We start from the raw sequence: 12,279 nt of genomic DNA, 5'->3' as shown, positions 1-12,279 counted from the left end.
ATTTACTTGCTGATACGCTTTACTTGTGCGCGCTGCCCCACGCCTTTTGCAGCGCCTCAAAAACGTGACTCATCTCGTGCTCGAATTGCTCACTCGTAATGTTCGCGCCTACAGCTTTGGCCAGCGTGGTCTTCTCGATGGACTTCATTTGTTTGGCTTCGTCGGCAGTCTTCCGCCAAGGGTCTGGATAGCACTGCTCCAAGGAACCATGAGGCGCCACGATGATGTGCCCCCTTTCGTGCAAGGCACCGTAGGCTTGGCAGAACCTCTCGAAGTCCGCCTGCCTTTGAGCGTTGGGCTTGTCACACAAGACGACCAGTCGATCGTTGTAGATAGGCGTCTGGACCAGAGGTGTGAAAGCCACGTTGATGGCATTCATAGACTCCCGCTGACGCCCATCATCTCCATTGGCCCGAATAATCTTGATCCACGGTCGATCTGAGTAAAACCGTTTGACCAGCAGGCTGATGAGATGATCCTCACAGGTTCCCTCAACAATCAGGAAATTGTTGGGAAAGAGGAGGTCCGAAGGTGACCCGCCAAGCAGCTCGAAAACCAGCTCGGGTTTGTCCTGGCCACCAATCGATGTAATGCCAGTTGCGCCATCCCTCTTGACCACCTTCCATAAAGACTGGCCTTGAGCATCGTCTGCAACTAGCACTGAGGAGTGCGTATTGATGAAGACTTGGTCCCCGTTATCCGCGAGCTGCGCGAGTGCCTCTTTCAGTTGACGCTGCGCAGTTGGATGGAGGTGGAGCTCCGCTTCATCGATGAGGAAGAGGAAGCGCTTGCCCAACTCGTCTTTCTCACGGCGATAATCGGAGTAAGTCTTGATGATGGCGAGCATGAGAGCACGCTGCATCCCATCACCCTTCTCCTCCGCAAGTGTCTCGATGCCATCATCTACAGATGTTTCGAAGCTTTTAAGCAAGTCGTCGAAGATCGGAGCTGTCACACCGAACTCGATTTTCGTGCATTCCGGAAACTGCTGCTCCAAGTGAATGCGGACCTTACCGGCAAGAAAGTCCAGTCCAGTTTTAACTTCTGACGTTTCGCTTGTGAATAACTCATCGAACTTGTCGCGGAACTCGATGTATTGCTTGCTCGTTTCCAATATCGCCGTGAGTACACCCGAGAGCATCTCACCGATCGGTGTCTTCTTCCCATACTTGGAAATCTCGGCTAAGCGGGTCCTAGTAGCCACATACTGCAAACGAGGAAGGCAGTCGTTGAAGGCCTTGTCGAAGCCTGCAAAATTCTTAGCCGTCCACTCCCCCTTGCCCTCATCCCACAGAGCACGTTTTGAAGGATCGGAGCTTCGGCGAATCACCCTGATGACGTCCTTGCCGTCTGCGAACTTGCGAAACTTCTCTCTGGTTCCTTCGTTTTTGACTGCCTCGATACCTGCCTGAATGCCGATATATTCGATTTCGACGGAAACCTCGTTTTCCCGATTGCGCCTGAAAGCAATCTGGGTGAGGTCACCAACTGCGTTGTAAAACCACTCGATGGCTTCGAAGAAATTGGTCTTTCCATGGTTATTCTGGCCAGCGAAAACGTTGAACTCAGTCGGGATAATCTCTGCGTGTTCGATGGAGCGGAAGTTGTAGATAGTGACTTTCGAAATGCGCATGTTTGCTTCCTTTCAAAACAGAGCCAAAACAAAAAAATGTAAGGTTTATTTACCCACTCCCTGCTGCGCCCGAAACACCCGCCTCACCTCCGGATCCAGCGCATCCACCTGCCGCTTCTGCTGAAACATCGCCCGTTCCCCTGCCCCGAGCTGGCAATTCCGCGACAACGTATCCGCGCCTTCCGACGTCGTCGCCATCACGTCCTGCACGTTGACGACCACGCTCAGCGTGTCGCCCAGCGGTTCCAGCGCGAGGCAGACGTTGTCGATGGTGGCCATGCTGCGGTACTGGCCGCCGCCGACCATCACCAACAGGTTGGCGTTGTCGATCCACACGACGGATTGCACGCCTTGCAGCGGACGCACGGCGGCGCTGGCGGCTTCGTGGTCGATGCGGCGCGACGGGTCAGCCAGATGCATGGAACGCATCATGTCCTTGTGCATCGCTTCGATGTGGCCCTGCATGGCGCGTTGATCGCCGCTCAGGCCTGCGACCTCGACGCCGGCGAGATGGCCAGCGGTGATCAGTGGATTCGTCGGGTCAGCCTGTTGCGGCTGGCGTGCGATTTGTGCCGTCTTTCCGTCCGGTGCTTCGCTACAACCTGCAGCGGCGACGCAAGTGACGGCAGCAGCGATAAGCCAGCGTGGCATGGGCATCCCTTTCCCCCGAAAGTCCTTGCGAGCATAGCGCAGCGGGAGCGTTTCAATGCAAACAACTCAAACCGTTCGCCAATAGCCATCCTGGATTGACCCGTCGGCCCTGCACCGCCGCATTCACGCCGGCCAAACCGCACCGATCCTATGGCTCCGTTCCTGCCTGTGCCTGTCAGGCGCTGCGACAGTGAGCTGCCCGGACACTGATGCTGGTTCATCAGCTTCGGCCAGGACTTTAGCGCCGATGAAGGCCTGGTCATGGCGGTAACCCGGAAGGCGCCGCTGGCCAGCACGTTCGGAAGCTCATGCATGGGCTGAAAATTCGGTCAAAAAAAGCGCTGCATGACTGCAGCGCTTTTCCTGTCAACATCAGCCGTCGGGATTACTTGCCATCATCCGCTGTCAGTGTCAGTTCCTGCTTCTGTTCCGCACTGGCTTTGTCCCACTTGTGCATGTAATCCACTTTCTTGGCCTGGACGCTGGCCTCATTTTCCATGTACCACGCCAGTGCCTGCGGGGTCGTGTTGACCCAGGATGTCTCACTCATCCACTTGCCGAAATCCGCCGACTGGGTGCTGTACTTCGCGCGAGCCTGGTTGTGGATGGGAAGCAGCGAGAAGCGCGCCTTCCATACGCCCATGCGTGGGCTGACCAGCACGTAATAGGTCTTGCCCGCATCGAGATGCGCGATCATGAAATCCGCATTCTCGGCAATCACCATGAACAGGTGGTCGCCAGGCTCTGCCTGGTAGGCAACTTTGTCCTTGCTCGATACCACGCCAATGAACGTGTCGGCGCTTTGGTGGGTGTCGTACACCGACGACTGGATCGCGCCACCGAATGACGACGGTCGCATGAACACCACCAGTGATTTGCCGGATTCCGGCACTGGCTCGGCAGTCCCGGCCGGACTCCTCACCATCAACGACGACTGGCAGCCGGTCAAACCAGCCAGCAACAGGATTGCCAAACTCCATCGCATCAAACGCATTTATATTCCCCTGTTTGGATTGCACGAAAATCAAGACTTGATTGTTCTTCACTGCATGGAGTGTCGACGACGAGCGCCTGATGATCCATCGCTGCGACATGCCATGAAGACATCCGACAGCTTTCCAAGCATAGCCACGATGGCTGCATTGTCGAGTCCATCCGGTTGAGAGGCGATAACCTGACAGAGCCCTATCACTCAGATTCATCCCTTTGGCCGCCGACAATGATCCGCGCACTGCGCTGCCAGGTGCAGTACGACCGGGCCCAGTCGAGCATCACCACGAGTCGGTTGCGGAAGCCGATCAGGAACAGGATGTGCGTCATCAGCCAGAACCACCACGCAATCACGCCGGACAGATGGATGCCGCGAAGATCGACCACGGCGGCACCACGACCAATGCTGGCGAGCGTGCCGTAGTCGCTGTAGTGGAAAGCGGACGTCGTGCGTCCGGCCAGACGATTGCGGATCGCCCGCGCGGCATACGTGCCCATCTGCTTGGCTGCCGGTGCGAGACCTGGCACAGGCTTGCTGCCCTGCTCCACGTGCGCCAGGTCGCCGATCACGAACACGTCGGGATGCTGCGGCAGCGACAGGTCGGGTGAGACCAGCACGCGTCCGGCGCGATCACGCGGTGCACCCAGTTGCGCGCCCAGCGACGATGCGGCGACACCGGCAGCCCACAGCAGTGTGCGTGCCTCGATGTGCTGGTCGCCCATCTGCACGCCAGTGTCGCCGACCGCCGTGACCGCTGCGTTCAAATGCACATGCACGCCCATGCATTCGAGCTGGCGTTGCGCTTTCGCGGACAACGCCGGCGGCATCGAGGACAGCACGCGCGTGCCGGCTTCGACCAGATGGATCTGTGCCGCACGCGGATCGGCCACGCGAAACTCGCTGGGCAAGGTGTGGTGGGCGATCTCCGCCAGCGTGCCGGCCAGTTCGACGCCGGTGGGGCCGGCGCCGATCACCACGAAGCTGAGCCATGCCGCGCGCCGTGCGGGATCGGGCTCGCGTTCGGCGGACTCGAACGCGTCGAGGATGTGCCGGCGGATCGCCAGCGCATCGTCCATGGTCTTCATGCCGGGTGCGTGGCGCTCCCATTCGGCATGGCCGAAATAGGCGTGGCTCGAACCGGTTGCCACCAGCAGGTAGTCGTAATCCAGCGTACCGCCGGCCAGCGTCACCTGCCGCTGCTGCACATCGATGCTGCGCGCCTCGTCCATGCGTACGGTGACATTGCGCTGCTTGCGCAGGATGTGGCGCAGCGGCGCCGCGATATCCGGCCCCGACAATCCGGCGGTGGCCACCTGATACAGCAACGGCTGGAACAGATGATGGTTGGTGCGATCCACCAGGGTGATGCGCACCGGTGTCGTACTCAGCGCCCGCGTCGCCCACAGGCCGCCGAAGCCGCCACCGAGGATCACCACATGCGGTATCGCCTGCGTTGTACTCATTGTTGCCTCGTCCTCCATGCACCTGATGATGGGACGCATCGGGCGTCGATCCCGTGACGACTGTGCAAGCCACCTGCCTCGAACAACACGGCAAGCGTCAATGCCAACACTCAGCCCAGCGTCGCCGCGTAGTAATCACCATGCCGACTGACCTGCACCGGCATGCCGAAGGTGGCAGACAGTGCAGCATCGGTGAGGGTGTCGGCCTTGTTGCCCTGCTTCAGCATCTGGCCATCGCGCAGCAGTACCACATGGTCGATCTCCGGCAGGATTTCCTCGACGTGGTGGGTGACCAGCAACAGCGTGGTGCCGGTGCGCGCCAGTTCGCGCAGGCTTTCCAGGAAGTGACGGCGACTGGCCATGTCCAGCCCCGCGCATGGCTCGTCCAGCAATAGCGCGCGTGGACGATGCACCAATGCACGTGCGATCAGCACGCGCCGCGCCTCACCGGTGGAAAGGCTGGCCATGGGGCGGCCCACCAGATGCATCGCATCGACGTGGGCCAGCGCCTCGCGTGCACGTTCGCGCATGGCGTCCGTGACGTGGTGGTTTCGCGCCACGCCGCGGGCGGCAAAGAATCCCGACACCACGGCATCGAAGACTTCCACCGGCGTGTCGCTGGTGTAGTCCAGTTGCACGGCCGGCGACACGATGCCAAGCAGGCGGCGCAGCTCCGACACCGGCCAGCGCTCGCGACCGAAGATGTGCACCGCGCCGCTGCCGTCACTGCGAGCCAGCGGATAGAGCTGGCGCGCGATCAGTTTCACCAGGGTGGACTTGCCCGAACCGTTGGGCCCGAGGATGGCCGTGTGCTGGTGTGCTGCGATGCGCAGGCTCAGCCGGTCGAGCACCAGTCGATCGCCCTGCATGACGCTGGCCTGGTCGATCTCCAGCAAGGCCATGTCGGCGGCGGGGGAATGGGAGGTCATGTCGGTATGCATGACCTCAACCTTGCCTGCAGTCGCCGCGAACGGCAACACGACCACTCATCGCATCCACCGGTACTGCGCGAGCGACCGAGCAGCGCAAGCGTGACCTCCTGCCCTTGCTGTCCGCGGCATAGAGGCGAATAATCCGCATGTTGCGATGCACAACCCCGCGCATCGCTGCCTGAGGCGCCCGTATTCCGACTCGCCAGCCCGTGTCGGAGGCAAGCGTCTGCTCCAGGAAACTGCTCGTGAATTTGTCGAACATCGAGGAAAAGGCGGACGTCGCGGCCATCCCCCAGCCAGCCACGCTCCAACCGGCATTTCCCGACTACCGCGTGACCTCCCTGATCGTGGCCTGCGCCATCTTCATGGAGCAGCTCGACGCCACCGTGCTCGCCACCGCGCTGCCTGCCATGGCACGCGATTTCCATGTCACGGCGCCGGCGATGAGCATCGCGATGACCATCTATCTGCTGGCGCTGGCGATCCTGATCCCGGTCAGCGGCGCGGTGGCCGACCGCTACGGCAGCAAGCGGGTGTACGGCGTCGCGATCGGCGTGTTCGTGCTCGGTTCGATCCTGTGCTCGCTGACCCACAGCTTGCCGATGCTGGTGGCCGCGCGCCTGCTGCAGGGCGCGGGCGGCGCGATGATGGCGCCGATCGGGCGCTTGATCCTGCTGAGCACGGTGGAGCGACGCAACCTGGTTTCGGCCATGTCGTGGAGCCTGGTGCCGGCCTTTCTCGGCCCGATGATCGGGCCGCCGCTGGGCGGCCTCATCGTCACCTACCTGGACTGGCGCTGGATCTTCTACATCAACGTGCCGATCGGGCTGCTCGGCTTCTGGCTGGTGCGCCGGTTCATTCCGGAGATTCCGCGGGCGGCGCAACCGGTGCGCTTCGATCTGCACGGCTTTGCGCTGTGCGGAATCGGTCTGGGTTGCCTGCTGTTCGGCTTCGAGCAGATCGGACAGAACGCCGACCTGGGCCACGCCTTGACCTTGCTGGCCGTGGGCAGCGCTGCCTGCCTGGGCTACCTGTGCCACGCGAAGCATTGTGCGGCGCCACTGCTGGATCTGTCCCTGCTGAAGATCGACTCGTTCCGGCTGTCGGTGATCTCGGGCTCGCTGATGCGGGTGACCCAGGGCGCCCAGCCTTTTCTGCTGCCGCTGATGTTCCAGATCGGCTTTGGCCTGTCCGCGGTCCGCAGCGGCCAGTTGGTCCTCGCCACGTCGCTGGGCGCGGTGCTGACGCGCACCGTGACGCCACGCCTCCTCCGCCGGGTCGGCTTTCGCCGGGGGATGCTCTACAACGGCATCCTGGCCAGCCTGGGCTATGCGGTCTGCGCGCTGTTCCGGCCGGACTGGCCGTTTGCCGTGATGTTCGGGCTGCTGATGTGCTGCGGTGCCTTCATGTCGTTCCAGTTTGCGGCCTACAACACCGTGGCGTATGAGGCCGTGCCGGCAGCGCGCATGAGCTCCGCCAACGGCTTCTACACCACCTTGCAGCAACTGATGCTCTCGGTGGGCGTATGCAGCGGCGCGCTGATCCTCAAGCTCAGCATGGCCGCGGGCCAGCACAGCGAGCCGCAGTTGCACGATTTCTCGCTCGCCTTCCTGATCGTCACCGTGATCTCGCTGAGCTCGACGTACTGGCACTTCGGATTCGCGCACGACGCGGGGCACGAGTTGAGCGGACACCGGAAAAAATAGGCCGGGCCATCCATGTGCCGCCTTGCGGGTTCACCCGCGTGGCATGCCGACGACCCGCTTTATTCCCGCTGCACGGCCGGAACAGGCAAAATACGCGGCTGGCCACGTGCGACACCCTGCCACCGGCATCCCGCACTGCCCTACTCGACCACGGATAACGCTCTTGACCACCACGCCCTTGCCCGATGACACCGACACCACGCTGCTGGAGCGGCTGCGCGCTGCCGCGTCGCTGCTGGAATCGGTCGCCGCTGATCGGCAACTGCTGGATGCGTTGCCGGCGGAAGATCGCCAGCGCCTGCACCAGGCCGTGGCGCAGGTCTATCACCCCGATCCGGGCCAACGACGCATCAAGCTGAAGGCAGCCGAGAAGGCGCGGCATGCGTCGAAGATCCAGGCCGAGGATGCGGTACTCAACCAGACCGGTATCCGCGAGCTGCGCCGCCGACCGGTGTTCACCACGCCTAATGTGCATGCCCCGCTCGGCTTCGAGCCCCACGACATCCATCCGCAGGCCGATGCCGCGCAGCCACGCGAGTCGATCGAGCCGAAACACTGCTATGTGTGCAAGCAGAAGTATTCAGCGATCCACTTCTTCTACGACCAGTTGTGCCCGACCTGCGCGGCATTCAACTACGCCAAGCGCACCGAGCTGGTCGATCTGCATGGACGCGTCGCGCTGCTGACCGGCGGTCGCGTGAAGATCGGCTATCAGGCTGGCCTGAAGCTGCTGCGCGCCGGCGCGGAACTGATCGTCACCACGCGCTTCCCGCGCGACTCGGCGGCGCGCTATGCCGAAGAGCCTGACTTCGGCGAATGGGGCCATCGCCTGCAGGTGTACGGACTCGACCTGCGCCACACGCCGAGTGTGGAAGCGTTCTGCCAGGAGCTGGTCGCCACGCGGCCTCGACTGGATTTCATCATCAACAACGCCTGTCAGACCGTGCGTCGTCCGCCGGACTTCTACGCGCACATGATGGACGGCGAGACGGCCGCGCTGCACGACATGCCGGAGCACGTGCGCAAGCTGGTCGGTCATTACGAGGGCTTGCGCGGTTCGAACATCCTGCCCGAGGCCGGTGCTTCGACGAACCTGCTGGCCGGTCGCACGTCGGAACTGCCTGGCCTGACCCGCGCCGCCGAACTGTCGCAGGTGCCGTTGCTGCCGGAAGAACTGCTGGCACAAAGCCACCTGTTCCCCGAGGGCAAGCTCGACCAGGACCTGCAGCAGATTGACTTGCGCGAGCGCAATTCATGGCGGCTGCTGATGGCCGAGGTGCCGTCGGTGGAATTGCTGGAAGTGCAATTGGTCAACGCGATCGCACCCTTCATCATCAATGCGCGGCTGAAGCCGCTGATGCTGCGCACGCCCGAGCGCGACAAGCACATCGTCAACGTGTCGGCGATGGAAGGCCAGTTCTACCGCAACTTCAAGACCACGCGACATCCGCATACGAACATGGCGAAGGCTGCGTTGAACATGATGACGCGCACCTCAGCCACCGATTACCACAACGACGGCATCCACATGAACAGCGTCGACACCGGCTGGGTGACCGACGAGGATCCGGCGGAGCTCGCCGCGAAGAAAGTTCTGGAGGAACGTTTCCACCCACCGCTGGACATCGTCGACGGCGCCGCGCGCATCGTCGATCCGATCATCAGCGGCATCAACACCGGCGAGCATGTGTGGGGACAGTTCCTGAAGGACTACCGGCCCACCGATTGGTAAACCCGGGCGCCGCCACGGCCATCCACCGGCGGATCACTTCGCTTCGGTGCCTGGACGCGTGAAATCGCTATTGGGCTTCCATTGCGGGAACGGTGTGGTTCCGGTCGAGAGCTTGCTGCCGACCATGTAGAGCAACCGCAGGTCCTGCACCATGCCGCGCAGGTCCCAGTTCGGATCGAAGGCATCGCCGGGCTGGTGATACCGGTTCGCGATGTAGTCGGCATAGGCCTTGCGCCCGGCGCTCACGCCGCCATCGACCAGATCGAGCCCGGAGCGCGCATACAGCACCGGCACGCCGGCCCTGGCGAAATTGAACTGGCCCGAACGCGCGAAGAATCCTTGCGTCGGTGCCGGGCCCGGCGTCAAGGCGCGCCCTTGCGTTCTGGCTGCCTCGGCGAGGTAGCCGTCGAGCTGCGACTGGCCATAGCCGATGACCGCGATATCGCGGCTGGGTCCGATCACCGTCAACGCATCCATGTCGATATCGGCCATGGTCAGGTCGAGCGGCACCACGGGATGGTTGACGTAGTAGTGCGAGCCGAGCAGGCCTGACTCCTCCAGTGTCAGCGCCAGGAACAGGACCGAGCGCACCGGCTTGGGCTTGCGATGCGCAAACGCCTCCGCGATCTTGAGCAGACCGGCCACGCCCGAGGCGTTATCCACGGCGCCGTGATAGATCTTGTTGCCATTTCGGCCGAGATGGTCCCAGTGTGCGGAATAGATGATCGCCTCGTAGGGACGCAAGCTGCCCGGCAGTTCGCCGACCACGTTGTTCGACTGACCATGCGTGATCGTGCTGTCGATCGCGATGCTGGCCTTGGCGTCCAGCTCGACTGGCTTGAAGCCACGCGCGTCGGCACTTTTCTTCTGCGCATCGAAATCGACACCGGCATCGGCGAACAGCTTTCTGGCCGCCGCCGTGGTCAGCCAGCCGGCGATCGGCAATCGTGGCGCCGGATCCTCGCTGGTCGGCAGGCTGAACTCCGGGCCGCTCCAGCCAGTCTGCACCACGTTCCACGGATAACCCGCCGCCTCGGTGTCATGCACGATGAAAGCCGCAGCGGCACCACGGCGTGCAGCAGCCTCGAACTTGCGCGCCCAGTGGCCGTACCAGGTCAGCTCGCGCCCCTTGAACAGCATCGGATCCTGGCTACCCCAGCCCGGATCGTTGACCAGCATCACGACGGTCTTGCCCTTGAGATCCAGTCCTGCGTAATCGTCCCATTGCTGGTCAGGCACATCGACGCCGTAGCCGACGAAGACGATCGGCGAATCCTTGACTTCGGCATGCAGCTGGTTCGCCGGAGAGCCGACCACCATCTCGCTGCCGAAAGCCAGCCCGGATTTGCCCTTGCTGCCGTCAATGGCGAGCGTGGCCTGGTCGGCATGCTGCAGTGTGGCCTGCACGTACGGCACTGGCTGCAGCCAGCTGCCGTGGTTGCCCGGTTGCAGACCGATGCGCTGGAACTGCCGGATCAGGTAATCAATGGTGCGTTGTTCACCCGGGCTGCCGGGCGCACGGCCCTCGAACGCGTCGGAAGCGAGCACCTTCACGTGCGCGCTGACATCTGCTTCGGTGATGCCGGGTGAGAACGTCGCGTCGGACTGGCCAGGGTTTCTGCCGTCGGCCGAATGATGGTGGCAGGCAGCCAGAAGCAGGCTGATGACAGCGGTCAACCACAGGCGATACACAAACGCTTCCCCCGAAGACGAGGGAGCGAATGTACTCAGGTGTCTCTGCTGGCTGCAACAGGCGCGAATACCGCAAGATATTGCGTCAGATCAGGAACCTCGATGCCTTGCGGCAACGACAGTGCCCGACGACCCTGCGCATCCCTCGAACAGGAAAATCCTGCTCAACCGAAGGCCGCAAACAACGGCGCGATATCCGCGGTGCGGGAACGGTCACGACCGCGACGCCAGCCATCCAGGAACGTGCGCAGCTTGCCGCCGACGACGGCCACCACCGGATATGCAGACAACCGGATGGCCGGGAAAGTACCGGGCGACATGGCCAGACCGATCTGGTGCTCGGCGCGCATCCTTGCCGCCTTTGCCGCAAACCAGGCCTTGGGCCCCGCCAGCAACACGCCAGAATCGGATTCCGCCTGGCGCGAGCTCTCGATGCCGCGGCGCAGATGGGCCAGATGGATCTCGTTGAAGGCGTGGCCCAATTCGGCGACCTTGAAGGGCGACGTGACAAATTCGTCGAGCATGCTGCCGAGCATGGCCGCAACGCGCAGCGCAATCCGGCGATTGGCATGCACTACCTGTTGCGTTGCGCCGGCTGGCGTCCGGTAAGCGCCCTCGATGGCGTCGACCAGAGTATGGAATTCCGCCTGGTTGAGCGGACGCTGATCCAGCAAAGTCTTGCGCCGATCGATAAGCCACGCCTGATCGACCGCCGGCAGGGCATGCGATCGATGCGCTGCACGATGGCGCGCATCCTCGATCGACAGGCCGTCAGCCACCAATTGTGCTGCGAGGGCCTCCCGTGTCAGTGGCTCCGCTCGCGCAGAGCCGTCACCGTCATACCAGCGACGATGTTCCAGTGTGCTCGCGTGAAAGAGTGCTCGCGGCGGCCGCACCAAGGCACGTGCCTCGGCGGCGTAATCGAGTGCCGGCGCGATCGGACGCAGCCCGGCAGAATGGGCCGCCAGCACACGTCCGAACAGCACTTCGGCGCTGACCAGGTGCTGGTGATAGGCCGAGTACCGCTCGTTGTCGGCAGCTCCCGGGAAATAGACAAAACGCAACCGGAGGCCGCGTTGGGCGTTGCGTGGCTGTCCGAACCCCTGCTGCTGGACACCCCGGCGCCCGATCGGGGGCGCCCGGTGTGCGGTAGGCAAATCGGCCAGCATCGCGTCGATGGTGGTGCGAGGGAAAAACGGAGACTTGGCCGGCAAGGCCGCTTGCAAACTCACCTCGAATGCTACTGCTCGCACACTGCAACCTTCTTCGCTGATGCGGTTGCGACGCTGGTCTCCGCAAGCGCCACATTTCGCAGGAAACACTCTGGACAACCACCCATTCCGGCTGGTTTCGACGCTACCTTGGCATCCCCCGTGGCCTGAAAGTGTGAACCAGAAAGCAGTATCGAAACCTGGCCGTGGCGGAATGGCGATCTTGGCGAAGGAGGTGCTTGGCTCGATCCGGCAACAGTCCGTTCCG

The 12,279-nt window shown here is 62.6% G+C and carries 10 protein-coding genes and 1 pseudogene; 4 read left to right on the top strand and 7 right to left on the bottom strand.

Annotated elements, in window-relative coordinates:
• Window positions 1–19: 19 nt before the first annotated feature.
• Window positions 20–1,633 (bottom strand): AAA family ATPase, encoded by a 1,614-nt coding sequence (locus B0E50_RS12410; protein ID WP_077441515.1) that lies wholly within the window; start codon window positions 1,631–1,633, stop codon window positions 20–22.
• A 45-nt stretch (window positions 1,634–1,678) separates the two neighbouring features.
• On the bottom strand, window positions 1,679–2,284 hold the full coding sequence (locus B0E50_RS12405) for a hypothetical protein (RefSeq protein ID WP_077441514.1): 606 nt from the start codon (window positions 2,282–2,284) through the stop codon (window positions 1,679–1,681).
• 222 nt (window positions 2,285–2,506) lie between these two features.
• On the opposite strand from B0E50_RS12405, the pseudogene B0E50_RS18475 reads away from it, so the two are divergent.
• Window positions 2,507–2,593 (top strand): annotated as a pseudogene (locus B0E50_RS18475) (alpha/beta hydrolase); the annotation flags it as partial.
• Between the two features lie 76 nt (window positions 2,594–2,669).
• On the opposite strand, the gene B0E50_RS12400 reads toward B0E50_RS18475, so the two are convergent.
• Window positions 2,670–3,143 carry a hypothetical protein gene (locus B0E50_RS12400; RefSeq protein ID WP_139350864.1) on the bottom strand — a complete coding sequence of 158 codons (474 nt, stop codon included), beginning with the start codon at window positions 3,141–3,143 and terminating at the stop codon, window positions 2,670–2,672.
• On the opposite strand from B0E50_RS12400, the gene B0E50_RS18010 reads away from it, so the two are divergent.
• On the top strand, window positions 3,142–3,447 hold the full coding sequence (locus B0E50_RS18010) for a hypothetical protein (RefSeq protein WP_139350863.1): 306 nt from the start codon (window positions 3,142–3,144) through the stop codon (window positions 3,445–3,447). The genes B0E50_RS12400 and B0E50_RS18010 overlap by 2 nt on opposite strands.
• 25 nt (window positions 3,448–3,472) lie before the next feature.
• Here the strand turns inward: B0E50_RS18010 and B0E50_RS12395 are convergent, their stop codons facing one another.
• Window positions 3,473–4,738 carry an NAD(P)/FAD-dependent oxidoreductase gene (locus B0E50_RS12395; RefSeq protein ID WP_077441512.1) on the bottom strand — a complete coding sequence of 422 codons (1,266 nt, stop codon included), beginning with the start codon at window positions 4,736–4,738 and terminating at the stop codon, window positions 3,473–3,475.
• 110 nt (window positions 4,739–4,848) lie between these two features.
• On the bottom strand, window positions 4,849–5,667 hold the full coding sequence (locus B0E50_RS12390) for an ATP-binding cassette domain-containing protein (RefSeq protein WP_139350862.1): 819 nt from the start codon (window positions 5,665–5,667) through the stop codon (window positions 4,849–4,851).
• Window positions 5,668–5,957: 290 nt separating this feature from the next.
• Here B0E50_RS12390 and B0E50_RS12385 point away from each other — a divergent pair, with 290 nt between their 5' ends.
• Complete coding sequence (locus B0E50_RS12385) at window positions 5,958–7,376, top strand: MDR family MFS transporter (protein WP_254427293.1); 1,419 nt, start codon at window positions 5,958–5,960, stop codon at window positions 7,374–7,376.
• A 163-nt stretch (window positions 7,377–7,539) separates the two neighbouring features.
• Complete coding sequence (locus B0E50_RS12380) at window positions 7,540–9,108, top strand: SDR family oxidoreductase (protein ID WP_139350861.1); 1,569 nt, start codon at window positions 7,540–7,542, stop codon at window positions 9,106–9,108.
• Between the two features lie 33 nt (window positions 9,109–9,141).
• Here B0E50_RS12380 and B0E50_RS12375 read toward each other — a convergent pair whose 3' ends face one another.
• Complete coding sequence (locus B0E50_RS12375; protein ID WP_077441511.1) at window positions 9,142–10,800, bottom strand: M28 family peptidase; 1,659 nt, start codon at window positions 10,798–10,800, stop codon at window positions 9,142–9,144.
• 164 nt (window positions 10,801–10,964) lie between these two features.
• On the bottom strand, window positions 10,965–12,032 hold the full coding sequence (locus B0E50_RS12370; protein ID WP_254427270.1) for a hypothetical protein: 1,068 nt from the start codon (window positions 12,030–12,032) through the stop codon (window positions 10,965–10,967).
• Window positions 12,033–12,279: the final 247 nt, after the last annotated feature.

The sequence above is a fragment of the Rhodanobacter sp. C01 genome (genome assembly GCF_002001045.1).
In the GTDB taxonomy this organism is placed as follows: Bacteria; Pseudomonadota; Gammaproteobacteria; order Xanthomonadales; family Rhodanobacteraceae; genus Rhodanobacter.
Note: the sequence above shows the minus strand (reverse complement) of the source record. Positions and strands in the feature narration are given on the sequence as shown.